23 protein-coding genes are annotated in these 25,740 nt (G+C 72.7%); 12 read left to right on the plus strand and 11 right to left on the minus strand.

Annotated elements, in window-relative coordinates:
• The first annotated feature begins 57 nt into the window (after positions 1–57).
• From AB8735_RS34790 to AB8735_RS34815, 6 genes are all read left to right on the plus strand, one after another.
• Entirely contained in the window at positions 58–267 is a 210-nt protein-coding gene (locus AB8735_RS34790) for an MbtH family protein (protein WP_344021261.1), read from the plus strand.
• A 95-nt stretch (positions 268–362) separates the two neighbouring features.
• Positions 363–2,234 carry an ABC transporter ATP-binding protein gene (locus tag AB8735_RS34795; RefSeq protein WP_372411629.1) on the plus strand — a complete coding sequence of 624 codons (1,872 nt, stop codon included), beginning with the start codon at positions 363–365 and terminating at the stop codon, positions 2,232–2,234.
• A complete protein-coding gene (locus AB8735_RS34800) occupies positions 2,227–3,936 on the plus strand; it encodes an ABC transporter ATP-binding protein (protein WP_372411631.1) in 1,710 nt (569 codons plus the stop codon). Before AB8735_RS34795 ends, AB8735_RS34800 begins: the two co-directional genes overlap by 8 nt.
• A gap of 150 nt (positions 3,937–4,086) precedes the next feature.
• Positions 4,087–4,920 carry a siderophore-interacting protein gene (locus tag AB8735_RS34805; protein WP_372411633.1) on the plus strand — a complete coding sequence of 278 codons (834 nt, stop codon included), beginning with the start codon at positions 4,087–4,089 and terminating at the stop codon, positions 4,918–4,920.
• Positions 4,917–5,987, plus strand: a complete 1,071-nt coding sequence (locus tag AB8735_RS34810) for a FecCD family ABC transporter permease (protein WP_372411635.1) — start codon at positions 4,917–4,919, stop codon at positions 5,985–5,987. Before AB8735_RS34805 ends, AB8735_RS34810 begins: the two co-directional genes overlap by 4 nt.
• Positions 5,984–7,084, plus strand: coding sequence for an iron chelate uptake ABC transporter family permease subunit (locus AB8735_RS34815; protein WP_344021250.1), 1,101 nt, complete (start codon positions 5,984–5,986; stop codon positions 7,082–7,084). Before AB8735_RS34810 ends, AB8735_RS34815 begins: the two co-directional genes overlap by 4 nt.
• Here the strand turns inward: AB8735_RS34815 and AB8735_RS34820 are convergent.
• Positions 7,036–7,647 (minus strand): GNAT family N-acetyltransferase, encoded by a 612-nt coding sequence (locus AB8735_RS34820; RefSeq protein WP_372411636.1) that lies wholly within the window; start codon positions 7,645–7,647, stop codon positions 7,036–7,038. The genes AB8735_RS34815 and AB8735_RS34820 overlap by 49 nt on opposite strands.
• A gap of 165 nt (positions 7,648–7,812) precedes the next feature.
• Here AB8735_RS34820 and AB8735_RS34825 point away from each other — a divergent pair, with 165 nt between their 5' ends.
• On the plus strand, positions 7,813–9,039 hold the full coding sequence (locus tag AB8735_RS34825; RefSeq protein WP_372411637.1) for a GNAT family N-acetyltransferase: 1,227 nt from the start codon (positions 7,813–7,815) through the stop codon (positions 9,037–9,039).
• Between the two features lie 2 nt (positions 9,040–9,041).
• Here AB8735_RS34825 and AB8735_RS34830 read toward each other — a convergent pair whose 3' ends face one another.
• Both AB8735_RS34830 and AB8735_RS34835 read right to left on the minus strand, forming a co-directional pair.
• A complete protein-coding gene (locus tag AB8735_RS34830) occupies positions 9,042–10,175 on the minus strand; it encodes a serine hydrolase domain-containing protein (protein WP_372411638.1) in 1,134 nt (377 codons plus the stop codon).
• Between the two features lie 28 nt (positions 10,176–10,203).
• The gene (locus AB8735_RS34835) at positions 10,204–11,685 is read right to left on the minus strand and encodes an alpha/beta hydrolase (protein WP_372411640.1); all 1,482 of its coding nucleotides are present in this window, start codon (positions 11,683–11,685) and stop codon (positions 10,204–10,206) included.
• Between the two features lie 224 nt (positions 11,686–11,909).
• Between AB8735_RS34835 and AB8735_RS34840 the strand changes: the two genes are divergently transcribed.
• Positions 11,910–13,085, plus strand: coding sequence for a sensor histidine kinase (locus AB8735_RS34840; protein WP_372411641.1), 1,176 nt, complete (start codon positions 11,910–11,912; stop codon positions 13,083–13,085).
• A complete protein-coding gene (locus AB8735_RS34845) occupies positions 13,082–13,789 on the plus strand; it encodes a response regulator (protein ID WP_372411642.1) in 708 nt (235 codons plus the stop codon). Before AB8735_RS34840 ends, AB8735_RS34845 begins: the two co-directional genes overlap by 4 nt.
• On the opposite strand, the gene AB8735_RS34850 is transcribed toward AB8735_RS34845, so the two are convergent.
• Complete coding sequence (locus AB8735_RS34850; RefSeq protein WP_372411643.1) at positions 13,779–14,339, minus strand: N-acetyltransferase family protein; 561 nt, start codon at positions 14,337–14,339, stop codon at positions 13,779–13,781. The two genes, AB8735_RS34845 and AB8735_RS34850, sit on opposite strands and share 11 nt — an antisense overlap.
• Positions 14,340–14,619: 280 nt before the next feature.
• On the opposite strand from AB8735_RS34850, the gene AB8735_RS34855 reads away from it, so the two are divergent.
• Together AB8735_RS34855 and AB8735_RS34860 are read left to right on the plus strand one after the other, a co-directional pair.
• Positions 14,620–16,302, plus strand: coding sequence for a mycolysin (locus AB8735_RS34855; RefSeq protein WP_372411644.1), 1,683 nt, complete (start codon positions 14,620–14,622; stop codon positions 16,300–16,302).
• A gap of 86 nt (positions 16,303–16,388) precedes the next feature.
• Positions 16,389–17,324, plus strand: coding sequence for an aminoglycoside phosphotransferase family protein (locus AB8735_RS34860; protein WP_372411646.1), 936 nt, complete (start codon positions 16,389–16,391; stop codon positions 17,322–17,324).
• 10 nt (positions 17,325–17,334) lie between these two features.
• Here AB8735_RS34860 and AB8735_RS34865 read toward each other — a convergent pair whose 3' ends face one another.
• The 4 genes from AB8735_RS34865 to AB8735_RS34880 form a co-directional block, all read right to left on the minus strand.
• Positions 17,335–18,204: an SAM-dependent methyltransferase gene (locus AB8735_RS34865; RefSeq protein ID WP_372411647.1), complete on the minus strand. Its 870-nt coding sequence runs from the start codon at positions 18,202–18,204 to the stop codon at positions 17,335–17,337.
• A 125-nt stretch (positions 18,205–18,329) separates the two neighbouring features.
• Positions 18,330–19,829 (minus strand): CoA transferase, encoded by a 1,500-nt coding sequence (locus tag AB8735_RS34870; RefSeq protein WP_372411648.1) that lies wholly within the window; start codon positions 19,827–19,829, stop codon positions 18,330–18,332.
• A gap of 22 nt (positions 19,830–19,851) precedes the next feature.
• On the minus strand, positions 19,852–20,832 hold the full coding sequence (locus tag AB8735_RS34875) for a 3-hydroxyacyl-CoA dehydrogenase family protein (protein ID WP_372411650.1): 981 nt from the start codon (positions 20,830–20,832) through the stop codon (positions 19,852–19,854).
• Between the two features lie 18 nt (positions 20,833–20,850).
• Complete coding sequence (locus AB8735_RS34880; RefSeq protein ID WP_372411652.1) at positions 20,851–21,588, minus strand: acetoacetate decarboxylase; 738 nt, start codon at positions 21,586–21,588, stop codon at positions 20,851–20,853.
• A gap of 137 nt (positions 21,589–21,725) precedes the next feature.
• Between AB8735_RS34880 and AB8735_RS34885 the strand changes: the two genes are divergently transcribed.
• A complete protein-coding gene (locus tag AB8735_RS34885; protein WP_344021219.1) occupies positions 21,726–22,634 on the plus strand; it encodes a LysR substrate-binding domain-containing protein in 909 nt (302 codons plus the stop codon).
• A gap of 10 nt (positions 22,635–22,644) precedes the next feature.
• On the opposite strand, the gene AB8735_RS34890 is transcribed toward AB8735_RS34885, so the two are convergent.
• The 3 genes from AB8735_RS34890 to AB8735_RS34900 are packed head-to-tail and all read right to left on the minus strand — an operon-like array spanning position 22,645 to position 25,690.
• A complete protein-coding gene (locus tag AB8735_RS34890) occupies positions 22,645–23,979 on the minus strand; it encodes a Dyp-type peroxidase (protein WP_372411653.1) in 1,335 nt (444 codons plus the stop codon).
• On the minus strand, positions 23,976–24,518 hold the full coding sequence (locus AB8735_RS34895) for a hypothetical protein (protein ID WP_372411654.1): 543 nt from the start codon (positions 24,516–24,518) through the stop codon (positions 23,976–23,978). Before AB8735_RS34895 ends, AB8735_RS34890 begins: the two co-directional genes overlap by 4 nt.
• Positions 24,515–25,690 (minus strand): catalase family protein, encoded by a 1,176-nt coding sequence (locus AB8735_RS34900; protein WP_372411655.1) that lies wholly within the window; start codon positions 25,688–25,690, stop codon positions 24,515–24,517. The genes AB8735_RS34895 and AB8735_RS34900 overlap by 4 nt, the downstream gene beginning before the upstream one ends.
• Positions 25,691–25,740: the final 50 nt, after the last annotated feature.

A 25,740-nucleotide genomic window follows, 5' to 3' on the forward strand; every position in this document is an offset into this window, starting at 1 on the left:
ATCACCAATAATCGACGAACGTCTGATCGACACCACTTTTCACAGAGGAGCACCACCATGAGCGCCACCAACCCGTTCGAGGACACCGACGGCCGCTACTTCGTCCTGGTCAACGCCGAGAACCAGCACTCGCTGTGGCCGACCTTCGCCGAGGTCCCCGCGGGCTGGACGGTCGTCCACGGCGAGGACAGCCTCCAGGGCTGCACCGACTACGTGGACGCCAACTGGACTGACATGCGCCCGGCCAGCCTCGCGGCCCGGTCCTGACCGGACCCCGCACCCCTGCACCGCGCGGTCCGGACCGGGACACCGGTCCGGACCGCGCGGCCGAACCAACCTGCTGAGAGCGGATACCTGACGTCGTGAGCACCCAACCCGCCAAGCCGGAGCAGCATCCCGGCCCTGCCGACCGGCCACCGGGCGACGAGCCCCTGGAGCAACAGTCGCCCACCGCCCCCGCGATGGACGACGAACGGCCCGACGACGAGCGGCTCGACGACGAGGACCTGAGCCCGAAGGAGCTGTCGGCCGAGCGCCGGGCCCGTGCCCGCCGGCTGCTGCGCGGCGCGCTGCGCCCGCACCGCGGCACCGTCGCCCTGGCCATGGCCGCTGCCTGTCTGCGGCAGCTCTCGCTGCTCGCCGTCCCGTGGTGCGTCAAGAAGGCGCTCGACGACGGCATCCAGCCGCCCGGGGACAACGGGGCCCTGCTGTTCTGGGCCGGTGCCACGGCCCTCGCCGCCTGCCTGCAGTTCGCCGGGCTCTACGGCTGGCAGTACTGGTCCGGTTCGGCCGACGCCAAGGTGGGCGCCGATCTGCGCTCGCGGCTGCTGGAGCACCTGTCCGTCCTGGACCGGGCCGCGCTCGCCTCGCGCGGCCACGGCGACCTGGCCATGCGCGCCACCCGCGACACGGACCTGGTGCGGGAATGGGTGCACGGTCTGGCGGTGTGGGTGGTGCTCGCCACCACGTTCGTCGTCGTCCTGCCCGGGCTCGCCGTCCTCGACCCGGTGCTGCTGCTGGTGACCGTGGGCATGCTGCCCTTCCTGGTCTGGGTCAACCTCTACTTCCCCCGCCGCTTCGGCGCGGCCAGCGACGAGCTGGCCCAGGCCCACGGCGAACGCGCCGAGGCCGTCACCGACCTGCTCCAGCTCGGCACCGGGCTGCGCGGCACCGGCGGTCACCGCCCGCTGGTGGAACGGCACGACCGGACCAGCGCGGAGGTCACCACGCGGACCGTCGTCGCCGCCCGCATCGAGGCGTCCTGGGCGGCCGTGGCCCCCTTCGTTCCCCGGGTGGCCGTCGCGGTCGGCGTGGGCGTCGGCGGACTGGCGGCCCTCGACGGCCGGCTGACCATCGGCGGGCTCGTCAACTTCACCTCGTGGATGGCCTACATCACGCTGGCCACCACGGTCCTCGTAGACCGGCTCCGCGAGCTAGGGCAGGCCGACGTGGCCGCCGCGCGGATCGACGAGGCGCTGTCCATAGCCGCCACCGTCACCGACCCGGCCGAGCCGGTCGCACTGCCCTCCGGCGGTGACCTGGAACTGTCCGGGGTCAGCGCCGAGCGCGACGGCACCACCGTCCTCGCCTCCGTCGACCTGACCGTGCGGCACGGCGAGTTCGTGGCCGTGCGCGGCGCCACCGGCTCGGGCAAGAGCACCCTGCTCCGGCTGCCCGTGCGCCTGGACGACCCGGCCACCGGCACCGTCCGCTATGGCGGGACGGACCTGCGCGCCGCCGCCCTGGACGACGTCCGCCGCCGCATCGGCTACGTGGCCCAGCGGCCGCTGCTGCTCTCCGGCACCGTGGCCGAGAACCTGCGGCTGGGCCGCGACCTGTCCGACGAAGAACTGCGTGCCGCCTGCGGGACGGCCTGCATCCACGACCAGATCGCCGCCATGCCCGACGGCTACGACACCCAGCTCGGCGAGAGCGGCACCGCCCTGTCCGGCGGCCAGATCCAGCGGCTGGCCATCGCCCGCGGGCTGCTCGGCGACCCCGAGGTGCTGGTGCTGGACGACTCCACCTCCGCCCTCGACACCACGACCGAGAAGCTGGTGCTGGAGCGGCTGCGCGGCTGGGCCGACGGCCGCACGGTGATCTTCGCCACGCACCGGACGGCCGTCCTGGAGGCCGCCGACCGCGTCGTCACCCTGCCGGACCGATCCGCCGATCCCGCCGATCCGACTGCTCCCGCCCTGTCCCTCGCGACCCCGGAGGCCGACCGTGGCTGAGCCGGTCCTGCTCAACGACCAGCCCGACGAGCGCCATGTGCTGCGCCGGGCCGCCCCCTATCTGCGTCCCCACCGGCGGGCCCTCGTGGTGGCCGTCGCCGTCGGACTCGCCGACTCCGCCGCCCTGGTGGCCGTCGCCCCGCTCGTCGGACGGGCCACCGACGCGCTGCTCGCCGACGACCGGACCGGGCTGCTCTGCGCGGCCGGCGCCCTGCTGGCGCTGGCCGTCGTCCAGCTCGGCCTGGCCCGCGCCGGTGAACTCCTGCTCGCCAAGGCCGGCGAGAACGTGGTGCGCACCCTGCGCGAACGCTGTGTGGAGAACCTGGCCTCGGCGCCGCTGCGCTTCCTGGAGTCGCACCGCACGGGCGAGTTGCTGCGCCGCACCACCAGTGAGGTCGCCGCGCTGGCCTCGTTCGTCCGCATGCACCTGCGCAACATCATCTCGGCCGTGGCCACGCTGGTGTTCACGCTGGTCGTGCTGTTCGGGTACTCGTGGCAGCTGGCCCTGGTGCAGCTGGTGGTCTTCGTGCCGCCGGCGCTCCTGGTGATGCGCTGGTTCAGGAAGGACGCGCCCGGCGCGTTCGGCGGGAAGGCGGCGGCCGAGGCGACGGTGGCGGCCACTTTCACCGAGACCCTCACCGTCCGGGAGGCGCTGCAGAGCGCCCGTGGACTGCCGGGCTGGATGCGGCGGTTCGGCCGGGAGAACTCCGTGGCGGTGGGTGCCGCGCGGCGGGCGATCCGGGTGGAGAACCGCATCGACCTGGTGAGCCTCGTCGAGGGGCTGGCGATGGTGGCGCTGCTGCTGGTGGGCGGCTGGTCCGTCTCCCGCGACGCGATCAGCGTCGGCACCGTTGTCGTCTTCATCCTCGCCAGCCGCAACCTCTTCGACTCGTTCTCCGACATCTCCCAGCTGGTCGGCCATGTGCAGACCGCGCGGACGGGCCTGGCCCGGCTGCTGGACCTGCTCTCCGCGTCCGACCGGGCCCGGGAGGGCGAGCCGGAGGCCGAGGAGCGGCCCGGCCTCGCGCTGCGCGGCGCACTCGACTGCGAGGCCGTGGGCTACTCCTACCGCGACGGCACCGAGGTGCTCGGCGGCGTCACGCTGTCGTTCGCCGTGGGCGACCGCGTCGGCGTCGTCGGCGAGACCGGGTCGGGCAAGACGACGCTGTCCAAGCTGCTGTGCGGGCTCTACACGCCCGACCGGGGCGCGGTGCGCTTCGCCGGGGTGGACCTCAAGGAGATCCCCGAGGCCGAACTGCGGCGCCGCGTGGTGCTGGTGCCACAGGAGGTCCGCATGGTGACCGGTACGGTGGCCGACAACCTGGAACTGGTGCGTTCCACCCCTACCCGCGCCGACATGGAGCGGGCCGTGGAGGAGCTGGGGCTGGGCGATTGGATCCGCGACCTGGGCGGTCTGGACGCCGAGGTGGGAGTCCGCGGCGGGCGGCTGTCGGCGGGGGAGCGGCAGATCGTCGGGCTGCTGCGGGCGGCGCTGGCGGACCCGGCGGTGCTCGTCCTCGACGAGGCCACCGCCGACATCGACCCGGTGACGGCGGAGCGGCTGGAGCATGCTCTGGACGGGATGAGTGCGGACCGCACGCTGATCGTCATCGCGCACCGGCCGGCGACGATCGCGCGGCTGCCCCGGGTCGTGGCCCTGGAGAACGGACGGGTGGTCAAACAGATGGCGCATGCACGGTGATGTAGGTTAGGGTTGCCTTACCTTGGTTGGGGGGTGGTTCCCCCGACCTGTCAGACGAGCCGCCGGCGATTCCGCGCACCCCCCTTCGCGCGGAGCCGCCGGCGGCACGGCGTCGGCACCGCCGCCCGCCCGGCCAGATTGGGATGATCGATGACCGTCGACACGCTGCCTCCCCGCATGCGGATCGTTCGCCACCCTCTCAAGTACCGCTTGCTGGAGGTCCGGAAGGTCGACCGGATCAGCCCTTCCACGGTACGGGTCACCTTCGGCGGCGAGGCCCTGGAGGGCTTCTGCGAGCAGGCGCCCACCGACCATGTGAAGCTCTGCTTCGCCGAGGGCGGCGCCGAGCTCCCCGTGGAGCCGGTCGTCATCAACGACACCTGGATGGACGCCCCGGTGGAGCCCATCACCCGGGACTACACCGTCCGCCACTACCGCCGCGACAGCCGCGAGCTGGACGTCGACATGGTCCTGCACGGCCGCGGCGTCGCCTCCACCTGGGCCGAGCGGGCCGAACCCGGCATGCGACTGGGTGTGTTGGGGCCGCGCGGCTCCGAGGTCCTGCCCATGATCCACGACTGGTACCTGCTGGCCGCCGAGGAGACCTCGCTGCCCGCCCTCGCCCGCTGGCTGGAGATGCTCCCCGCCGGCGTGCGCGTCCTCGCCTTCGCCGAGGTGCCCGGCCCCGAGGACGAGCAGGAGTTCCGCACCTCCGCCGACCTCACCATGACCTGGCTGCACCGCGGCTCCGCCCCGGCCGGCACCACCGACCTCATCGAGCGCGCCGTCCGCGCCGCCGAACTGCCCGCCGAGGGCCTCGGGTTCGCCTGGGTCGCCGGCGAGGCCACCAGCCTCAAGCCCGTCCGCCGCTACCTGCGCAACGAGCTCGGGCTCCTCAAGGAGCAGGTGGACGTGGACGGTTACTGGAAGCGCGGCGTGGAGAACCACGACCACCACGAGGACGACGAGCACGGGCACGCGTGAGCACCACAGTCACGGCCACCACCGGCGCCCCGGCCCCCGCCCCCGCGCGGCCCCGGGCCGGACGCGCCTGGCACGCCCGGCGGGCCGCCGGGCTGCTGGCCCTCCTCGCCCTCGTCGTCGTGCTCGCCGTCCTCGGCATCGGCATCGGCGCCAAGACCATCGCCCCCGGCGACGTCGTCCACGTCCTCCTCAACCGGGAGCCCGGCAACGACGACTGGATCGTCGTCCGCACCTCCCGGCTGCCCCGCAGCCTGCTCGGCATCACCGTCGGCGCCGCCCTCGGCCTGTCCGGCGCCCTGATGCAGGCCCTGACCCGCAACCCGCTGGCCGATCCCGGCCTCCTCGGCGTCAACGCCGGCGCCGCCGCGGCCGTCGCCGGTGCCACCTCGCTGCTGGACCTCTCCAGTTTCAGCGGCTATGTGTGGGCCGCCCTGGCCGGTGCCGCCGTCGCCTCGGCCGCCGTCTACCTGCTCGGGAGCCGGGGCCGGCAGAAGGCCACCCCGGTGCGCCTCGCCCTGGCCGGCACGGCCATATCCGCCGTCCTCGTCGCCTTCGTCAACGGGCTGGTCCTGCTCGATCCGCTCACCCTCAACAAGTTCCGGTTCTGGCAGATCGGCACCCTCGCCGGCGTCAACTCCTCGCTCCTCGGCCAGGTCATGCCCTTCCTGGGCATCGGGCTGGTGCTGGCCCTGCTGCTCGCCCGGCCGCTCAACGCGCTCGCCCTCGGCGACGACACGGCCCGCTCCCTGGGCGCCCACCCCGGCCGCACCCAGCTGGCCACCATGGTCGCGATCACCCTGCTGTGCGGCGCCGCCACCGCGGCCGTCGGCCCGATCGCCTTCGTGGGCCTGGCCGTTCCGCACCTGGCCCGGCTGATGGTCGGCCCGGACCAGCGCTGGCTGCTGCCCTACAGTGCCGTCCTGGCCGCGGCCGTGCTGCTGGCCGCCGACATCATCGGCCGCGTGGTCCTCACCCACGGCGAGATGGACGCCGGCGTCGTCACCGCGTTCCTGGGAGCGCCCCTGTTCATCGCCCTCGTCCGCCGTAAGAGGATCGCCCAACTGTGACCAGCAGCCGCACCCCGCTCGCGCCCGCCGCCGGGCGCGCCCCCGCGCCGGCTCCGGGGCACCGACCGCACGCGCTGCGCCTGCCCGGCCCCGGTCTCTCGGTGCGCTGGGACCCGCGCGCCACCGCCGTCGGCCTCGCCCTGGCGGCGGCGGCCCTCGCCGTCGGCGTCTGGACGCTGACCACCGGCGACTTCCCCATCCCCGTCGGCGACGTCCTCAAGGTCCTCGCCGGGAGCGGATCGCCCGGCGACGACTACATCGTCAACGAACTGCGGCTGCCACGGCTGTTGAACGCCCTGCTGGTCGGCTGCGCCATGGGGCTCTCCGGAGCGCTCTTCCAGACCCTCGCGCGCAACCCGCTCGGCAGCCCCGACGTCATCGGCTTCACCGTCGGATCCGCCACCGGCGCCCTCGTCACCATCCTGGTGCTGGGCGCCGGCGCCGCCTCGGTAGCCCTCGGCTCGATCGTCGGCTGCGCCCTCACCAGCGCGGCCGTCTATCTGCTCGCCTGGCGCGGCGGGTCGGCCGGCTACCGGCTGGTGCTGGTGGGCATCGGCGTCAGCGCCCTGCTGTCCTCCGCCAACGCCTATCTGATCGCCCGCGCCTCCTTCACCGACGCGCAGAGCGCCCAGGTCTGGCTCACCGGCAGCCTCAACGGCCGTGGCTGGGAGCATGTGTGGACGATGACGGCCTCGCTCGCCGTCCTCGCCCCCGCCGCGCTCGTCCTGGGACGGTCGCTGCGCATGCTGGAGATGGGCGAGGACGCGGCCGCCGCCCTCGGCGTGCGGGTGGAGCGCACCCGGGGCTGGTCCCTGGTCGTCGGCGTGGCGCTCACGGCCGTGTCCACGGCGGTCGCCGGGCCCGTACCGTTCGTCTCGCTGGTCGCCCCGCAGGTCGTCCGCCGGCTCACCAGGGCCACCGGTCCCAATCTGCTCGGCTCGGCCGTCATGGGCGCCCTGCTGCTCGCGGTCAGCGACCTTGCCGCCCAACGGGCCCTGGCGCCCACCCTGTTGCCGGTCGGTGTGCTCACCGGTGTGGTGGGCGGCTGCTACCTGGTCTGGATGCTGGCCCGGCAGTGGCGGTCCGGCCGGGGCTGAGACGCAAGAGCCACCGGGCGGGAGAAGATCCGGGAGCCGCGCGCGGGATCCAGCGCCGCCGCCCAGGCGCGCGGCGCCCGGGCGGCCTCCGTCTCCCGGAACCCGGCGCGGACGAACGACTCGCCGCCGCCCGTCGTCGCCGCGAACACCTCGGTCACCGAGCGCGCGGCGGCGTCCGCCAGCAGGGCGGCGAGCAGCCGGGAACCGACGCCGCGGCGCTGGCGGTCGGGGCGGACACAGAAGTTGTGCAGCACCGCCGGCAGCGTGCCCGGCACCCCGTCACCGGCATGGACGCCATCGGCATGGACGCCACCGGCGCGGACGTCACCGGGGTGGAGGCGCAGGGCCACACACCCTTCCATCACCCCTTCGGCGTCCTCGGCGACGAAGAACTGCGCCGCCGTCGCCCCGTACAGCCCGGGGGAGCGGCGGCGCAGCGCGCCCGAGCGCATGAACGGCTCGGACAGCGCGTACAGCGCGGCGGCGTCGGCGGGACCGGCCGTCCGCACCCCGTCGAACCCGGGGGCCGGGCAACGGACTTGCTGGGGGGACGCCGTGGTCACGGGGGCACCTTTCCTCGCGGGGTCCGGGAGGGACGCCCGGAGCGATAATAAGGCTAGCCTAGCCTAAGTTGACCTTGGTGATGTGGGGCCTCCCGACGGTCCCCCCGGGCCTTCCCGGCCCAAAACCGTATGACGTCAACCCACTTGGCGGTCTAGCGTCCGATCATGACCACGTTGGAGTTCCGCACCCTCCCGAAGGCCCACCTCGACCGCGCCCTCGACCTGGCCGACCTCGCCTTCCACGGGAGCCCCGAGGACGAGGAGCGCGAGAAGCACCGCGAATACCTGCGACGCTGCGACCGCGTCGGCGCCTACGACGACGGCGAGCTCGTCGGCATGCTCGGCGCCTTCCCGCTCGCCCTCTCCGTCCCCGGCGGCGAACTGCCCTGCGCCGGAGCCACGTTCGTCGCCGTCGCCCCCACCCACCGCCGCCGCGGCATCCTCAGCGGCATGCTCGCCGAACTCTGGCGCCGCTGCGCCGACCGGGGCCGCCCGCTCGCCGCCCTGTGGGTCTCCCAGGCCGCCATCTACGGCCGCTTCGGCTGCGCACCCGCCACGTACGGATACACCGTCGAGATCGACTCCGGCCGCCCCCTCGCCCTGCGCACCGCCCCCGCCGACCTGCCCCTGCGGCTCGTCGCCCCGGAGAAGGCCCCCGGCGCCGTCGGCCCCGTGCACGCCGCCCAGCGCGCCCTGCGCGCCGGCCGTGTCGCCCGCGACGACTACTGGTGGCGCGCCCAGGTCCTCCCCGAGACCGACGAGGACAACGACGAGCTCGGCCCGCCCCGCGTCGTCACCATCGGCACCCCGCCCGTGGGCTACACCGTCTACCGCACCGAGTCCGGCGACGACGAACCCGGCGCCCCCGGCGGCGTCGTCCACGTCCTCGAACTCGAGGCCGACACCCCCGCGGCCGCCGCCGCCCTCTGGCAGTACCTCGCCTCCATCGACCTCACCTCGAAGGTGCGGGCCTGGGGCCGCCCCCTGGACGACCCCCTGCTCCTCCTCGCCGCCGACCGCGACCAGGTCCGCGTCACCCAGGAGTTCCCCGCCCTCTGGCTGCGCCTGGTCGACGTCGCCGCCGCCCTGGAGGCCCGCTCCTGGGCCGCACCCTGCGACCTCGTCCTCGACCTCACCGACGACGCGCTGCCCGCCAACGCCGGCCGCCACCGCCTCACCGCGGGCCCCGCCGGCGCGGCTCTCACCCGCACCGACGACGCCCCCGACCTCGCCCTCGACGTCCGTGAACTCGCCGCCTGCTACCTCGGCGGCACCGAACTGCGCCACCTCGTCCGGGCCGGACTGGTCACCGAGCACACCCCGGGCGCCGCGGCGGCCCTGGACGCGGCGCTGCGCACGGCGTATCTGCCGCACACGACCGACGAGTTCTGACGTCAGCGGCACAAGGACGTGTCCACGACGCGCTCCAGACGCCGCTTGGCCGCCTTGCCCGGCTGCATGGTCACCGCGACGTCGGCGGCACGGCCCTTCTCGGTGACGCCGCCCCGGGTCTCGTACCCCGTCATGCTGCCGCCGTGGCCCCAGTAGACGCCGCCGCACGACAGGGGCCTGCTCACGATCCCCAGTCCGTAGCGGGCGCCGGGGCCGAGGTCCTCGGCGGGGACGGTGGTGCGCATCTGGGCGAGCTGGGCCGCGGGGAGGAGACGGCCCGCCAGGAGCGCGGTGAAGAACCGGTCGAGGTCGGAGTTGGTGGAGATCATCTGGCCCGCCGCCCAGCCCCAGGAGGGGTCCCATTCCGTCACGTCGACCAGGGGCCCGCCTTCCGACTCCCGGTAGTAGCCGTGGGGATGGGGCTCCCGGAGGGTCACGTCACCGGGGGCGGGGAAGGAGGTGTGGCGCAGCCCGAGGCGCTGGACGATGCGCCGGTCCACCTCCGCGGCGAGGGCGCGGCCGGTGACCTTCTCGACGATCAGGCCGGCCAGCACGTAGTTGGTGTTGCTGTACGCCCATTTCTTCCCGGGGGCGAAGTCGGCCTTGTACCGGAGGGCGATGTCGAGAAGGTCGCGAGGGGCGTAGTACCGGGGCTGGAGCTCCGCCTTGTCGCTGTAGTTGGGGAGTCCGCTGGTGTGCTGGAGGAGCTGGCGGACGGTGATGCGGCGTCCGTCGATCCTCTTCCCGCGGACGAGGCCCGGGAGATAGGTGTCGACCGGGGCGTCCAGGCGGACCTTCCCCTCGCCGACCAGTTGCAGCACGACCACCGCGGTGAAGGTCTTGGTGTTGCTCCCGATCCGCACCTGGCCGTCGACCGGCACTCCCGCCCCGGTGGCCAGATCACCGACACCGGCGGTGTACGAACGGGTACGGCCGTCACGGCCCGTGACACTCGCCAGCGCGGCCGGCAGGCCGTCGGCATGGACCAGTGCCTCCAGGCCCCGCTGGACCGAATCCGGCCGGGACGCGGCGGCCACCGCGGGCGGCGCCGGCACACCACCGACCGTCATCATCCCCAAGACCGCGGCCGTAACGGCTGCGCGACGGCCAAGGCCCTGCCATATCTGCTTACGCATGAGTCAACTCCTGTTGGATAATTGATGGTTACTTCTTCTGCCCGGCCGATGCCCGGCAGGTCAGGTCCCCGGCCGGGAGCCGGCCCGTGGTCAGGTAGAGCGCGGCGCTCTTGTCCGCACAGGAGTTGGTGCCGAAGACACCGTGTCCCTCTCCGCCCGCGACGGTGACCATCCGGGAGCCGCGCAGGGCGCGGTGCATGCCCCGGGCGGAGGCCAGGGGCGTCTGGGGGTCCCACTCGTTCTGCAGGATCAGTGCCCCGGCCTTGTTGTTCACCGTGGTCGGGAGCTCGCTGCCCGGCTTCCAGAAGGCACACGGCTTGATGCCGGACGCGAAGTCGCCGTACAGCGGGTACCGGGCCTTGTCGCGGATCGTGTCGCGCCGGTACTGCTCGGGGTCGCGCGGCCACGAACGGGAGGTGTCGGCGCACATGACCGCCCAGAGACCGGCGATTTCGTTCTCCGGGGGAAGCTCGGCGGCGGACGCGGCCGGGGCGGGCTTCCTGCTGTCGGCCGCCTTCTTCAGCCCGGCGACCCAACGGGCGGCCTTTTCCACGTGGAAGAACATGTCGCGCTGGGCGCGGATGTCGTCACCGGAGAGGGACTGCTTGTCGTCACCGATGGGTGTGCGGTCGGCCCGGGCGACGATGTCCCGGAAGGTCTTGCGGACCTCGGCCGGAGTACGGCCCAGCTTGTATGCGGTATGACGCCCGGCGGTCCACTTGCTCCACCTCACGAAAGCGGACTCGGTCGCCTCCGCGATCTGCTGGAACGACCTCCGTCCGAAGCGCGTGGGGTCGGCCGCGCTGTCCAGTACGAACCGGTCGGCCTGCCGGGGGAACATCTGCAGGTAGACGGCGCCGAGGTAAGTGCCGTACGAGGCCCCCAGATAGGAGAGTTTCTTCTCGCCCAGTACGGCACGGATGACCTCCATGTCGCGGGCGGTGTTGCGGGTGGTGAGGTGCCGCAGCCTGTCGCCGCCCCTGGCCCGGCACTTGTCGGCCACCGTCCGTGCCCACGTCACGTCCTTCGCGAAGGTCCCGGCGCGGTAGGGGCGTTCGGGGTTCAGCTCGTCGGGAGCCAGGCCGCAGCCGAGGGGGGAGCTCTTCCCGATGCCCCGCGGGTCGAAGCCGATGCGGTCGTATTCCTTCTTCACCTGCGCGGGGAGATCCGCCTCCAGCCAGACGGGCATCTGCAGGCCCGGCCCGCCGGGACCGCCCGGGTTGAGGAGCAGAACGCCGCGGCGTTCCTTCGCGCCGGTCGCCTTCAGCCGCGACACCGCGATGCCGATCTGCTTGCCGCCGGGATTTCCGTAGTCCAGCGGCACTTTGAGGGTCGTGCACTGCAGGGCGGCGGGACTCCCCGCGTCGCAACGACCCCACTTCAGGTTTTGCCGTGTGAACTGCCGCAGGGGGTCCTCGGCGGCAGACGCTGTTACGGGTGTCAGTGCCGGGACGAAAGTCGCCGCGATGCCGACGGCCAGAAGAGAAGTTATTCGTGCGTTTCGCACCATGATGCTCGTCCTTGCTGGTGGGAGTTTCGACCGGGCAGGGAACGATCATGGATCCCGGGGGTGCGGGCGCACATCGCGAGAAGGCGGGAAAAAGTCCTCCCCCGATCGAGGGAGGACCCCGGCGGGCCGAACCGGCCATACTTGGACCCACTATGATCAGGGGAATCCGCCCGCTTTTGCGTGGCTCCACGTATTCGGGCGCGCTGTTCGCCTTTTCCGGCGCGATGGCGAGCCTTCCCTTGCTGCCTATCGCCATGCTGCCGGCGCTGGTGTGGCCATCCGCCCCGTATGAAGTGCGGGCCGCCGTCACCCTGTTGCTCTGGGCGGTCCTGGTGGCCGCGGTCGGCCTCGCCCGTGCCGCGCGGCGGGTTCTGACCGCGTCCGCCCGCCGTCTGCTGAAGGTGCAGGTGCCGGATCCCGCGGCCGTACGCGAGCGCGACACGATGTCCCGCGCCGACCGCCGGCGGACTCCTCTCTGGCTGCTGCTGCATGTGGCGCTGGGGTGGGCGGGGACGCTGGTGGGCGGTCTGCTGTTCCTCGCGGGTCTGACCCTCCCGTTCGGCGCCGAGGCGGGGTTGAGTCTGTCCGGCCGCTCGGTGCGGGTGGCGGGCGGCTGGCAGGGCTGGGCCGCGGCGCCCGTCTGTCTGCTCCTGGCGGCGTTCGTGTGTGTGGCGGTGACCGGTGCCCTGCGGTGGCTGGCGCCGAGGCTGCTGGGGCCGTCGTCCGCCGAGCGGCTCGCGCTGGCGGCCGAGCGGGAGCGGCAACTGGCCGAACGCAACCGGCTGGCCCATGAGTTGCACGACTCGATCGGGCACACGCTGACGGCGACCACGATCCAGGCGGCGGTGGCGGCCGAGGTGCTCTCCGCCGACCCGGTGGCGGCGCGGGCCGCCCTGCGCAGCATCGAGGAGTCGTCGCGGACGGCTCTGGAGGACCTGGACTATGTGCTGGGCGTCCTGCGCGAGGAGAGGCCGGGGCATGGGGAGGACCCGGAGGCGGCACCGGCCCGGACCCTGGCCGACCTGCCCGAGCTGCTCGACCGGTTGCGGCACGCGGGCGCAGTGGTGGAGCCGGAGCTGTCGGGCGGGCTGACGCAGGTGCAGGGGACGCTGTCCCGTGCGGCGTACCGGATCCTGCAGGAGGGGCTGACGAACGCCCTGCGGCACGGGGCGGGCGGTACCGTCCGGGTCCGGGTGGCGGCCGGGCCGGACCGGCTGGAGCTCGGCGTGGTCAACCGGATCGGGACGGGAACGGACCGGGGCGCCTTCCCGACGTCCGGGCACGGCCTGCCCGGGCTGGCCGAGCGCGTCCGGCTCCTGCACGGTGAGATCGAGGCCGGCCCGGACGGGCGGGGACACTGGCGGCTGGAGGCCCGGCTGCCGGTACGGTTGCCGGCATGACCGACTCCGACGCGGGCGCAGCCGCCACGACCCTCCTGATCGCGGACGACGACGAGGTGACCCGCAGCGGACTGCGCACCTTGCTCGCGGCCCAGCCGGGGATCGCGGTGGTCGGCGAGGCCGCCGACGGTGTCGAGGCGGTCGAGCGGGCGCGGCTGCTGCGGCCGGACGTGGTCCTGATGGACGTGCGGATGCCGCGCCGCAACGGGATCGAGGCCACCCGGGAGTTGCTGACCGAACCGGATGGGCCGCATGAATCGGATGAACCGGCCGGACCGCCGAAGGTCGTGGTGATCACCACCTTCGAGAACGACGACTACGTCACCGCCGCACTCGGCGCGGGGGCCAGCGGCTTCGTGCTCAAGCGGCTTCCCGTCCGGCAGATCGCCGAGGCGGTGCGGATCGTGGCGGCGGGGGAGGCCATCCTCTTCCCGGCGGCCCTGCGCCGGATGGTCACCGCCCGCCCGCCGGCCTCCGCCGAGGCACTGCCGAGGGCGGCCCTGACGGGGCGCGAGGAAGCGGTGCTGCGGCTGATGGCCACCGGCCTGTCCAACCCGGAGATCGCGGAATCGCTCACGGTGAGCCTGGAGACGGTGAAGACCCACGTCGGGAACGTGCTGACCAAGCTCGGCGCGCAGAACCGGACCCACGCGGTGGTGATCGCGTACGAGTCCGGGCTGGTGGTGCCGGGCTTCACCGGCTGACGCGGGATGCCCCGATTTCCGGCCCGAGCTCCTTCTCCAGCAGCGTGAAGGACTTGGGCGCCCCGCCCGGCTGCGGCTTGCCCTCCTTGCGGCCGACGACGCGGTAACCGGCGTTCCGGTAGTAGGCGTTGAGCTGTGGATTGGTCGCCAGGCAGTCCAGGCGCACGCAGGTCCGTCCCGCCGCCGCCACCCGCTGTTCCGCGGCGCCCAGCAACAGCCGCCCCGTCCCGGGCGCGGCGACGTCCCGGTCCACCATGAGCCGGTGCACATACCCGGCCACGGGCGGCTGCGGACCCCAGGCGGCCTCGTCCTCCCACCACAGCTCCCAGGCGCCGGCGATGCGCCCGCCGGCCTCCGCGAGCCAGACCTCGCCGTGCGCCATGACCCGGCGGAAGTGGCCCTCGTCCAGCTCTCCCGGCCGCCACTGCCCGGTGACGCCGCGGCTCAGCAGCCGGCGTGCCGCGCCGTCGCGGAGGCGGACGAGGCCGGCCAGGTCGGCCTCGGCGGCCGGGCGGATCCACAGATCGTTCACCCGGGGATCTTCGCACATCCGTCCGGCGTCGGTCTCCACCGGAAGTGACGGCGCATCAAGTCCTTGCGGGTTTACCGCAAATAGGCGTGTGACCTGCAACTACCCGTGTTCCAGGCCGCGTTCCGGCGCCTTCGATGTGACATGCGCAAACCATGTGTCGTAGGGTCTCGGCGAGTTGTTACTCAAGGTACTGCCGTGGCCAGTGATGGGCGGTCGCGGCGGCCCTCCCCCCTCACAGCTCCACCACGGCGCGCACAGGACCGGAATCCGGCCGCACGCGCCGCAGAAAGGCATGTCCATGTTCCGAATACGGATGCCGAGACCCGTCGCGCTGGTCGCGGCGGGCGGCATCGGCGCCTTCGTCGCCACCCTCGCCGTGCCCTCCGCCTTTGCGGACGCCCCCACCTCCACCGGCACCTGCACCCTCCGCCCCGCGGGCCAGAACTCCGAGGCGCCGCCCAGCTGCCTCGGCGTCACCGCCTCCCTCGACCGCCTCCCCGCCGTCGGCGAGCGGACCACCCTCACCGTGGACGTCAGGGCGCAGACCGCCGTCGAACGCGCGGGCCTCGCCCTCCAACTGCCGCCCGCCCTGCGGATCGTCGGCGACGACCGCGCCCCCGCGGCGGACGCCTTCGGGCAGCGCACCAGCCGGACGCTCGCCCTCACCCCCGGCACCCGCACCGTCAAGGTCGCGGTCCGGGCCGTCGCCGCCGGACCCGCCCAGATCCAGGCGGACATCAGCGACATCGACCGCCCCGACCCGCGCCGCGCCGGCCACGCCTCCGTGGAACTCACCATCGGCAAGGCCAAGGGCAGCACCACCAAGGGCGTCTCCGTCACCGAGGCCGCCGCCACCCGGGTCGACGGCCCCACGGCGCACGACCGCCCGGCCCGCCCGGGCGCCGCCGCCCCGGCCGCCCCGAGCGCGCCCCCGCGGGCCGCCGCCCCCGCCAGGCGCTACGCCCCGGTCTGCGTCAGCGGCACCCTGCGCAACCGCTTCCAGTCCTCCGAGGGCGGCAGCTGGAACCGGAAGGCCAACCGCGACCTGCCCGTCAGCAACGCCAACGTCACCCTCTGGGGCAGGGCGACGGCGAACGGCGGCACACAGAAGCTCGCCACGGGCCTGACCGGCAACGGCGACGGCCGGTTCAACCTCTGCTACACGCCGACCACCTCCGTCACCTCCCGGGTCTGGGCCGAGTTCCAGACGCAGGCCGGCACCATGTGGTCGGTCGTCGACGGCTCCAACCGCCGTTACGCGACCACCTCCAACGCGCTGAGCAACGTCTCCGGCAACAAGAGCCTGGGCGACGTCTACGCCAACAGCGGCCAGAGCCGCGCCTGGCACGCCTTCGACACCCTCAACAAGCTCTGGTGGGACCGCGGTTCGACCAGCACCTGCTGGACGAGCAACCAGCAGAACGGCCGCTGCACCCCGATCACCGTGCAGTGGTACCCCGGTTCCCGGGACGGCACGTACTGGACGAACCGCGACGACAAGGTCCACCTCGCGGACAACGACCCGGACTCCGGCCACACCACCGTCCACGAGGCCGGCCACTCCCTCATGGGCAAGCTCTACAACGGCTGGTGGCCCTACGTGACCAACTGCTCGCCCCACTACGTCAACCGCACCTCCTCCACCACCTGCGGCTGGACCGAGGGCTACGCGGACGCGGTCGCGTTCCACACCTTCAAGGACACCGTCATGACGTGGGGCAACGGCAGCTCCATGAACCTCGGCAACGACCGCACCACCCGCGGCATCGACTGGGGCGACGCCTGCGAGGCCCGCGTCGCCACCGCGCTGGTCGACCTCTGGGACCGGGTCGACGGCGGCTGGACGAAGAGCAACACCATGATGTCGCGCGAGCGCTCGTCCACCTTCCGCGAGTACTTCCTCACCGACCGGCCCGCCCACGGCCTGGACAGCGGGGCGAAGGCCCGGAAGGTCCTCTACGACCACACCATCCAGTACTGATCCGTCGGCGGCCGCCCGGCCCGGGCGGCCGCCGCGGACGGATAACGGCTGGACAGCGCACCGGACCCGCCCTCAAGATCATTTACATGACGAACCCCGGCCCCCGCGCCGAACGCGCCGTCGCCCTGGCCACCGAGGCCGGCCGCCGGCTCGGCCTGCGCGCCGACGAACCCCGTGTCCTCCACGACGTCTTCAGCGTCCTGGTGCACCTCGCGCCGGACCCCGTCGTCGTCCGCGTCCCCACGCTCGCCGTGGCGGACCCCGCCGAACTGGCCGGGAAACAGCGGCGGGAACTGGCCGTCGCCGGATGGCTGGCCGACAGCGGCGCCCCCGTGGTCGGCCCCAGCCCGCTGGTGCCCCGCGAACCCGTCGAGGCCGGCGGGACGTCCATGACCTTCTGGGAGTTCGTCACCGAGACCGACCCGCTGCGCGACCTCCCGCAGGACGACCCCGCCGCCCTGGAGGACCGCTTCGCCGAACAGACCGGCTGGACCGCCGAGTTGCACACGGCCCTCGCCGGTTACCCCGGCGACCTGCCGGTCCTGTCCCCCCTCGTCCCGGCCGTCGGCACGGCACTGGAGGGACTGCGGACGGATCCGCAGTCCCTCACCACCGCCGACCTGGACCGCGCCGAGCGCGAATACGCGGCGCTCGAAGCCCTCGTCGCCGACTTCCCCGCCCGCTTCCCGCGGGCGCGCCTCCAGGCCCTGCACGGCGACTCGCCCGCCTACAACCTCCTGCGGACCGCCGGCGGCCACCGCTTCGCCGACTTCGAGGACGTCACCCGCGGACCCGTCGAATGGGACCTCACCTTCACCGGCCCGCGCGGCATCGAGGCGTACGAGCGCGCGAGCGGCACCCGCGTCGACCGCGAACTGCTGGACCTCATGGAGGGCGCACGCCTGCTCCAGGGGCTGTCGGCGCTGACCCTCGCCCCGAAGGTGCCCGAACTGGGCGCGATGCTCGCCCCCATGGTCGAGCAGTGGCGGGCGCGTACGCCACTGACGCTCAGAAGCCTCTAGGGGCGGGTGCCTACGAGGGCAGCTCGGCGAAGACGTACACGGAGCGCGCGTTGAACGACTCGGTCAGCGTGCGCCCGTAGCCCGCCGCCGCCTCCTCGGCCGTCACGCTGCGCGTCCGCCAGCCCAGTTCCGACAGACGGTCCGCCGGGGGAGTGCGCTCGTCGGAGTGGACCAGCTCGGCGATGTCGATGCCGAGGGGGTTCATGCTCCCGGCGATCGCGGGCGCGTCGACCGTCCTCGACCGGGCGCCGAAGGCCTCCACCGCGAGCCGGCTGCCCGGGGCGGAGAGCCGGTGGATCTCCTTGAACAGCTGCTCCTCCGCCTCCGCGGGGAGGTACGGCAGAAGTCCCTCGGCGAGCCAGGCGGTGGGACGGGAGCGGTCGAACCCGGCCCTCTCCAGCGCGGACGCCCAGTCCTCGCGCAAGTCCACCGCGACCGGCCGGTGTTCACAGGGGGCGACCGCTCCCCGCTCGCGCAGCACGCGCAGCTTGAAGTCCAGCACCAGCGGCTGGTCGATCTCGTGGACGACGGAACCGGCCGGCCAGGGCAGCCGGAACGCCCGCGCGTCCAGCCCCGAGGCCAGCACGACCACCTGTGCGACGCCCGCCTCCGACGCCTCGGCGAAGTACTCGTCGAAGGCCTTGGTGCGGACGGCCAGATAGGTGGACGCGGCCGGCCAGTACTGCAGGGGATCGGCCGCCGCCTCGGCCTCCGTCGTCGGCATCGGCACGGGCGGCCGGGCCTCCTCGACGAACGGGAGGGCGTACGGATCCTGGATCAGGGGATCAGGCCGGTTGGTCTCGACGGCTCTGGCGGCCGCCACGGCCAGAGCGGTGATGCCGATTCCCGAGACGATGTCCCACTGCTGGCCCGAGCTCACAAACTCCTCCTTGCATGGATAAATCTGTTGAACGCCTGATCATGCTAGATCGCGTCGGCTGCGGGCATCGTCGGATTTCGGCCGGATCTTGTGCCGGAGCGGCCCGGCCGCTCCGGCAGGACGGGTCAGTGTCCGCGCTCCAGCCATTCCGGGCGGCCCGAGCCGCGCGGAACAAGGACGGTGCGAAACCTGCCGGGGGTCTCGGACATGACGACCTGGTCGGTGACGCCCTGGTAGCGGCCGCACGGGGTGTCCGCGGTGAAAGTGTCCGGATCGAGGTAGGCGTGCCGCTCGCCGGTGCCGGCGAGTTCGCGCGCGTAGTCCTTGTCGAGGACGCCGAGGCTGAGGATCCACAGCGCGACCCGGGTCAGCGAGACGTGCACACGGTAACTGCCGCCCTCGGTGGCGCGCCGCATCAGGGCGGCGATGATGCCGGTGGTGGCCAGCCAGGGCACCAGATAGTCGTTGACGACCTTGATCGGGGGCAACGCCGGGTTGTCGTCGGTGCCTTCGAGGTTCATCATCCCGCTGACGCAGCCGGCGGTCTGGTCGAAGCCGACGCGGTTCGCCCAGGGGCCGTGCCGGCCGTGCAGGCTGACGGTGGCGTGGATGATGCCCGGCCGGACCTCGGCGGCCTCCTGCGCGGTCAGCCCCATGCGCTCCAGATAGCCCGCGCGGTGGTTGGCGTAGAACACGTCGGTGCCGCGGAGCAGTTGGCGCAGGACCGAGGCGGCCTGCGGGTCCCGGGCGTAGTCGAGCGTGGCGGAACGCACACCGACCTGGGCGGTGTAGTAGAGGATGTCGTTCTCGAACTGGCCGGGCCGCCAGACGTTGAGCGCGTCGGCACCGTGCTGGGCCATGGTGCGGCCGATGGCCGCGCCCGCGATGACGTGGCCGAGGCCCAGGGCGCGTATGCCGTCCAGGGGCTGGGTGGCACCCGGCGGCAGCGGCTCGGGGTCGCTGTCGCCGATCTTCTCGATCTCGATGAGGGGCATGCCGGCCAGGACGTCGCGGTACTGCCGGGTGTCCAGGAACTCCCGGGTGCTGCGCAGCATCGGCATGACGACGCCGGCGTCGGCGCCCGCCCGCTCCAGCTCCGCGCCGGACCGGCGGGCGACGGCGCCCGCGATGGCCAGGGCGTCGTCGGGGACGCCCAGCAGCTTCAGGGTGCGGGACTTGAGCGCCGGATAGACGTTCAGGGGCATCACCCAACGGCCGTCGCCGGCACGGTAGAAGGAGAGGGCGAAGGGGTCGTCGGGGGCGGCGACGGGGTAGCCGTTGAGCTTCTCCCACTTGCCGTCGTAGAAGGGGCACAGCCGGTGCGGGGCCTTGCGCAGGTCCATGGCGATGTCCTGGCCCGGGCCGCCGCGGTGCTGCCACAGCTTGGCCAGGGCGACGGACTTGGCGGTCAGGCCGAGGGCGGGCGCGGCGGCCAGCCGCAGGGTGGAGGGGACGACCGGGTCGGCGCCGGTGAAGGAGACCGTCCCGCCCGCGTCGTGCGCGGCCATGCCGACGCCGCCGAGGACGTCGTCGAGCGCGGCGTGGATGTCGAAGTCGTCGCCGGACGCGGCGGTGACCGGCTTGTCGAGCGCGGCCGTGATCCTGTCGGTGAGTTCGGTGTGCATCAGGCGTGCCTTTCCGGGGCGTTCAGGCCCGGGCGTTCGTGTCGGGGGTCTTGGCGAGGGCGCGCATCAGGGCGATCTGCGCGCGGTCGCGGCGGGCGGCCAGTTCGCCGACGGGTGCGTTCCCGAAGGCCTGCTCGGCCTGTTCGGTGAGCCGGGCGACGGTGGCCGCGTCGAAGGCGGGGCTGCCGAGGCCGGGCCAGGCCTCCTCCATGGCGCGGCCGAGGTGCCGGAGGAAGTGCGGCAGGCCGCCGGGGCCGCCGCCGAGGTGGAAGGTGCGGAAGGGGCCGGCGGCCGCCCAGCGCAGGCCGATGGAGTCGGTGACGATCTCGTCCAGCTCGGCCTCGGTCACCACGCCTTCGGCGACCAGGTGCACGCATTCGCGGAAGAGCGCGGACTGCAGGCGGTTGGCGACGAAGCCGGGGATCTCCTTGCGGAGGATCTGCGGCTTCTTGCCGAGCGCCGTGTAGAAGGCGTGGGCCCGCCGGAGGGTCTGCGCGGAGGTCCGTTCGCCGGGGACGACCTCCACCAGCGGGACGAGGTGCGGCGGGTTGAACGGGTGCCCGACGACCAGGCGTTCCGGCTGCCGCATCGCCTCGGCGATCGCGGTGGCGGGGATGCCGGAGGTCGAGGTCGCCAGCAACGCGCGGTCGGGCGCGGCCTGTTCGACGGCCTTCCAGATCTCCTGCTTCACGGCCAGGCGCTCGGGGCCGTTCTCCTGCACGATGTCGGCGTCCGCGACCGCGCGGGCCAGGTCCGGCTCGAAACGGAGCCGGGACGTCAAATCCTCGGTGGGCAGCCCGAGTTCGGCCAGGGCCGGGGCGATCTCCGCCAGCCCGGCCAGGACCTGCTCCTCCGCGTCGGGGCGCGGGTCGCTGACGACGACGTCCAGGCCGTGGGCGAGGAACAGCCCGGCCCAGGAGATCCCGATCACGCCGCCGCCGATGACGGCCGCCTTCCGGTATCCGGCGAGCGGGTCGGTGGTGCTGGAAACGTGTGCGTTCATGGCGTGTGTGCCCCCTTCTCAGTGGGCGAGGTAGTCGTGGACGACCGTGGCCGGGCTCAGGGTGAGGTCGGTGAGGATGTGGCTGGCGGAGACGACCTCCAGCACCGGCAGGTCCGCGAGCGGTGCCAGCGCGTGGGCGAAGAGCTCCAGCCGGGCCGGGCCGCGGAAGGCGCTCTTGACGGTGATGTCGGTGATCTGCGTGCGGACCAGTTCGCAGATGCGAGGCCGGCCGTCGTAGCCGGGGACCGCCTTGACCATGAAGGTGGGGACGCAGATCTCCGCCCGGGCCTCTTCCGGGTCCATCGGGTGGTGCTTGTAGCCCATGGTGGCGGTGGCCACCCGCAGCGAGCCGTAGTCCAGGGTGCCGACGAGGGTGTCGGAGTCGGTGTAGAGCCTGGGCGAGCCGGCCTTCTTCGGGTAGGCGCCCAGCTCCCGGCCGCTCGATATCGCCGGCACGCTGTCGAGGTACATCGCCAGGTTGTACTCGCCGCGCTCGCCCTCGTACGCGACGGGCACGACCTGGCCCGCCTCCGTGTAGTCGCCCAGCCCCGTGACGTCGGGCATCCGCATGATCTCGAAGCGCACCAGCGGCTCGGGCACCGACAGCGGCTCGGGGACGACCCGGCGCAGCGCCCCGGGGTCGGTGCGGTAGGTGATGTTGAGGTACTCGCGGTCGGTGAACCGGTACCGGGTGGGGGCGAAAGCGGGTGCGTCCAGCGGGGTGGTGAACAGCTGGGCGACGTCGTGCATGTCCATGAGTGGCTTCCTTGGAGACGCCTGTGCCTGTCGGGGCGGGGAGCGGATCCGTCCGCTCAGCGCCCGACACCACTGCACTCCACAGGGATCATGTCTGTCCAATATATGTTTCCGGAAGATTCGATAGGGTTTTGCCTATGGAGTTCACCCAACGCCTGCTGGAGCAGTTCCTGGCCCTCGCCGAGGAGCAGCACTTCGGCCGGGCGGCGGAGCGCCTCTCGATGAGCCAGCCCCCGCTCAGCCAGGCGATGCAGCGACTGGAGCGCGGGCTCGGCGTGCGCCTCCTGGACCGCGGACCCGGCGGGGTGCGCCTCACCCCCGCGGGCACCGCCTTCGTGACGGAGGCACGGCGGATGCTCGACGTCCGGTCCGCCGCCGTCGAGCGTGTGCGGCGCGTCGCCCACGGCCTGGAGGGCGACGTGCGCGTGGGATACGTGAGCATCCTCAGCCACCGCCACCTGCCCCGGCTGCTGCGGGCCGCCGCCGAGGAACTCCCCGGCCTGCGCATCCACCTGCACCAGGACTCCACCGCCACGCTCGTCGAGACGATCCGCTCCGGCGCCCTGGACCTCGCGTTCATCCGGGACCCCTCGCCCATAACGGACGACCTGACGGACGAACTGGCCGTCCACGGCTTCGCCGAGGAGCGCATCGTCGCGGCCCTGCCGGACGAACACCGGCTGGCCGGGACCGACTCCGTCGCCCTGACGGACCTCCGTGACGACGACTTCGTCCTCCTCAGCGAGACGGCCCTGCCCGAGCTCGCCCGGCAGGCCCGTCTCGCGTGCCGCGAAGCGGGGTTCACGCCGCGCTGCCGCGCAGACGCCGACGACCTCACCGGCCTGCTCGGCTACGTCGCCGCCGGGCTGTGCGTCAGCCTCATGCCGGAGGACCTGCGGGACTTCCCCCTCCCCGGAATCTCCTTCGTGCCGTTCCGGGAGGAGTCGCCGTATCTGCGCACGACCGTCGCCGCCGTGCACCGCACCGACGCGGACGCGGCCGTGCACCGCCTCCTGGACCTCATCACCCGGCACGCCCGGCCGTGAGCCCCGCTGCTCAGCGCTCGGCGGCGAGCCACTCCAGTGCCCTCAGACTGGGCATGAAGCAGTACTCGCCGCCCCGGACGGTGACGAAGCCCGGCAGCCCTGTCAGACGCCGGCGCACCGGCCTGGCCGGAATGACGTAGGTTCCGGTCCCGTCGTTGGTGCCGACGAACGGGTCCTTCGTGTGCCCCAGGCCCGCGAAATCGCCGTTGTTGATCCAGACTTGAGTGATGAACTCGAACTGCCGGGCGAGGTCCGCGCCCATGAAGATGAAGAACAGTCCCCGCTCGACCCCGTCGTCGTCGGTCCGCCCCTCGGGCAGGGGAGGGCCGTAGAGGGCGCCGCGCCGCACCATCCGGTGGATCCGGGTGTCGACGATGCCCCCGGTGAGCGAGTCGCGCGGATTGACCCGGCGGATGTGCGAACCCTGCGGCACCCGGAGGCCGTCCGGATCGCTCTCGTGGTAGGCGAAGTCGTTGTTGCGCCGCGGATCCGCGCCCAGTTCGGGGTCGTCCCGCTCCGGCGCCAGGACGAGAGGCGCACCGCTGCGCCAGCGGCCGACCATCTTGGCCGCGAGCAGTTCCTCGTCGTCGCGGGAACGGGCGTGCTCCCTCAGGTAGGTGCGGAACCCGGCGACGTCCGTGGCGAACTGCCGGAAGGCGACATAGGTTCCGTTGCGCCCGAGGACCTCCGGGGACGGCATGGGGGAGACCCGGCCCGACTCGTCCTCATGGCCGAGGACGAACTCGCCGGGCATCACATGGTCCTGGCCGGGGAGGGGTTCGATACCGCTGCCGATGACGTACGGGCCGCCGATGCTCTCCCGGAAGCCGAAGTGCTCGCGGCCGCTGGAGGGCATGTAGACGTCGCGCTGGTAGATCCGGGAGACGCCGTCGAGCCCGGCGGCGATGGCGAGCGGCTCCTCCAGCTCCTCCTCGGCCGTGGTGATGATCACGATGCCGATGTGCACGTCCTTGCTCCCCAACGGCGGTACCCAGCAGGCGGGATCGCCGTCGCCCGTATCGCCCAGGACCTCCTTGCGCGCGGCCATGCCGGCCCGGAACTCCTGCGGAAAGCTCGCCAGGGAGTCCTCCGGGACACCGAGCGCCGCCAACCCGGTATAGGTGAAGGCGATGTTGAAGGTGAAGGGGCGCGGCCTGTCCATGCCGGTGGCCGGGGTGACGGAGGGAAGGACCTTGCGCAGCGCCCGCCGGGCCGCCGCGGGGTCGTCGATCCGGTACAGCTGGTACACCCCGTGGCACGCCCCCGGCGGGGGCCTCAGCAACGTCCCCTGGATGTCCCCGAGTTCGAGGCGGGGCTCCCGGCGCTCCGGTGCGCCGCCGCTCATGCCTGCGCGGCGTCGAGGAGTTCGCCCAGGGCGGCCAGGGTCCGCTGCCCGCGGGCGACGTCCCGCACGGTGGCGTCCTCGTTGGACCCGTACCACACGCTGGCCTCGACCTGATGCTTGGCGATGTAGGCCAGCGCGTCCGGTGACTTCAGGCCCGGATAGCCCTCGGCGACGTCGGTGAACATATGGTCGATCCACGGTGTCGCGAAGTTGATGACGTCCACCACATACGGATTGAACTCGTCGCTGTATGTCGCGGCGAACAGGATCTGCGTGCCGTCGTTGATCAGACAGACGCGCAGGTCGTGCACCGTCCCCAGCTTGCCCTCCCAGTAGGCGGCCTCGATCTGGGCCTTCTCGACGCGCTCGCGGAAGATCTCCGCCCCGCCCGGTCTGACCGGCGCCACCAGCGTGAACTCGGCCTTGTTGCCGACCCGCAGCCCCGTGCCGTCGGTCTGCCGGCGCGTGGGCTGCGTCCACTTGCCGATCTCCGCCGCCATGACGTCGGGCGAGATCGGGACGTAGTCCTGCTCGGTCATGAGGGTCCTCCTTCGTCCGTCGTTGCGTGAGCCGCGCCGGAAGGCGGCGCGAGCAGGTCGGAGGCCTCGTCCGGCTCTGCGCGGACCTGTCCGTTGAGGCGGTGCCGTTCCACGGAGGACCGTCGGTAGACCTCCTTGCGGAGCCGCTGGATGCTCCCGACCGGGGCGTGCTCGGCGGCGCACCGCCACGGCGTGATCGAAATGCCGTCGGCCGCCGCCAGGTTGCCGTCGCCGCCGATGTCCTGCCGCGGGAAGCGGAGACGGGCGACGGTGACGAAGGGCGACAGATCCTCGGGCCACTCGACGGTGAGGTCGTCGATGGGCATCTCCTCCAGGGATCGGCACAGCTGCACCTGGAAGTCGAACTCACAGCCGTGCCGCGCCAGTTCCTCGACCAGCGCGGGCCGGAACACCTCGGCCTCGCCCGACGGGTCGAGATCACGGATCCCGATCGCGGCCGCCGACGCCTCGGTCGGCCTGATGCGCAGCTTGGCGATGTGGTCCCCGTGGCGCACGGCCCCCATCGACCAGAAGGATGACAGCAGCAGGTTCTGCCAGCGCGCCAGCATGCCGACGCGCAGCAGGGCGCCGAGCTCGTCCCAGGCCCAGTCCTCCGGCGGGAGCGTCCCGTAACCGGTGACCCAGTCGTGGAACAACTGGTGGTTCCCCTTCTTCCCGCCCGCCCGGTACTTCGGAAGGTCGATGAAGATCCTGGCCAGGAACCGGTAGTGCGCAGCGGTGTTGCAGAAGAAGACCGGAGCGTTGATCATGTTGAAATCCATGGTCCCGGTCCGCGGCTCGTCCTCCAGCGCGGTTTCCGCCTCGATGCCGAAGACCTTGGTCGCCATGCCGACCACCTTGCCCAGACCGCGGTCGGCTCCCAGATGCGAGAGTCCGTTGGAGTACCGCACCAGGCAGTCATGGGTCCCGGGGCGTGCGTAGACGCCTTGGGCGTACTCCGGCGGGATCCCGTCCAGGATCTCGAAAACGCCTCTGACCAACCCGTACGCCTTGGCATGGGCGAAGCGGACGGCGCGGTTTCCACCCTCGGAGCGCACGGAGTTCCGCTCGAACTCCAGGATGGTGTCGATGACTTCCTGCTGGCTTTCCTCGAACTGCGGCTCGGGAGGCTCGACATCGGGTGAATAACCGACCGGACGCGCCAGTGCCATGCGTTTCCCCTAGTGCGTGCATACGGTACGCAGTAAATACCGGGGGATCG

It is taken from the genome of Streptomyces luteireticuli (genome assembly GCF_041519305.1).
GTDB lineage: Bacteria > Actinomycetota > Actinomycetes > Streptomycetales > Streptomycetaceae > Streptomyces > Streptomyces luteireticuli.

Coding starts and splice junctions, on each gene's coding strand:
- AB8735_RS34870 (WP_372411648.1), bottom strand. CDS start 19,829: ATGCACACCGAACTCACCGACAGGATCACGGCCGCGCTCGACAAGCCG.
- AB8735_RS34830 (WP_372411638.1), bottom strand. CDS start 10,175: ATGCGTAAGCAGATATGGCAGGGCCTTGGCCGTCGCGCAGCCGTTACG.
- AB8735_RS34805 (WP_372411633.1), top strand. CDS start 4,087: ATGACCGTCGACACGCTGCCTCCCCGCATGCGGATCGTTCGCCACCCT.
- AB8735_RS34790 (WP_344021261.1), top strand. CDS start 58: ATGAGCGCCACCAACCCGTTCGAGGACACCGACGGCCGCTACTTCGTC.
- AB8735_RS34835 (WP_372411640.1), bottom strand. CDS start 11,685: ATGGTGCGAAACGCACGAATAACTTCTCTTCTGGCCGTCGGCATCGCG.
- AB8735_RS34885 (WP_344021219.1), top strand. CDS start 21,726: ATGGAGTTCACCCAACGCCTGCTGGAGCAGTTCCTGGCCCTCGCCGAG.
- AB8735_RS34840 (WP_372411641.1), top strand. CDS start 11,910: ATGGCGAGCCTTCCCTTGCTGCCTATCGCCATGCTGCCGGCGCTGGTG.
- AB8735_RS34825 (WP_372411637.1), top strand. CDS start 7,813: ATGACCACGTTGGAGTTCCGCACCCTCCCGAAGGCCCACCTCGACCGC.
- AB8735_RS34900 (WP_372411655.1), bottom strand. CDS start 25,690: ATGGCACTGGCGCGTCCGGTCGGTTATTCACCCGATGTCGAGCCTCCC.
- AB8735_RS34895 (WP_372411654.1), bottom strand. CDS start 24,518: ATGACCGAGCAGGACTACGTCCCGATCTCGCCCGACGTCATGGCGGCG.
- AB8735_RS34850 (WP_372411643.1), bottom strand. CDS start 14,339: ATGTGCGAAGATCCCCGGGTGAACGATCTGTGGATCCGCCCGGCCGCC.
- AB8735_RS34880 (WP_372411652.1), bottom strand. CDS start 21,588: ATGGACATGCACGACGTCGCCCAGCTGTTCACCACCCCGCTGGACGCA.
- AB8735_RS34875 (WP_372411650.1), bottom strand. CDS start 20,832: ATGAACGCACACGTTTCCAGCACCACCGACCCGCTCGCCGGATACCGG.
- AB8735_RS34860 (WP_372411646.1), top strand. CDS start 16,389: ATGACGAACCCCGGCCCCCGCGCCGAACGCGCCGTCGCCCTGGCCACC.
- AB8735_RS34855 (WP_372411644.1), top strand. CDS start 14,620: ATGTTCCGAATACGGATGCCGAGACCCGTCGCGCTGGTCGCGGCGGGC.
- AB8735_RS34890 (WP_372411653.1), bottom strand. CDS start 23,979: ATGAGCGGCGGCGCACCGGAGCGCCGGGAGCCCCGCCTCGAACTCGGG.
- AB8735_RS34845 (WP_372411642.1), top strand. CDS start 13,082: ATGACCGACTCCGACGCGGGCGCAGCCGCCACGACCCTCCTGATCGCG.